General features: G+C 69.3%; 1 protein-coding gene. It reads left to right on the top strand.

Annotation, left to right across the window (positions count from 1 at the left end; genetic code table 11):
- A partial coding sequence (locus Q7A36_RS41050) for an IS4 family transposase (protein WP_305109518.1) occupies nucleotides 1-373 on the top strand: 373 nt, incomplete at its 5' end.
- Between the last annotated feature and the right edge of the window lie 18 nt (nucleotides 374-391).

Raw genomic sequence — 391 nt, 5'->3', positions numbered from 1 at the left:
TAAAGCACTCAAGACCGGCTGCCGGGTCGAGGCGCGCCAGGTGCGCGACAGTGAGCGCTTCCTGCCGCTGCTCGGGTTCCTTGCCGTCGTCTCGGTTCGCCTGCTGCAACTCCGCGCTGAGGCGAGGCGTGATCCCGATGCACCGGCCGACGAGGATCCCGCCACCATTGCGCTGCTGGCCAGCGCTCTCGCCGTGCCGCGCGAAGAGCTCGTCACGCGGCGCGGCTTTCACCGCGGTGTTGCCCGCCTGGGCGGCTTTCTGGCCCGTCGTGGCGACGGCGAGCCTGGATGGCAGACACTGTGGCTCGGCGCTCAGCGCCTGGTCCTGATGCTGCTCGGCGCCGAGCTGGCACGACGCAGGAGCGAAACATGATGTGGGTAAGGTCAAGCC

Origin of the sequence: Paracraurococcus lichenis, from assembly GCF_030657435.1 — a bacterium.
Lineage (GTDB): Bacteria > Pseudomonadota > Alphaproteobacteria > Acetobacterales > Acetobacteraceae > Paracraurococcus > Paracraurococcus lichenis.
Note: the sequence above shows the minus strand (reverse complement) of the source record. Positions and strands in the feature narration are given on the sequence as shown.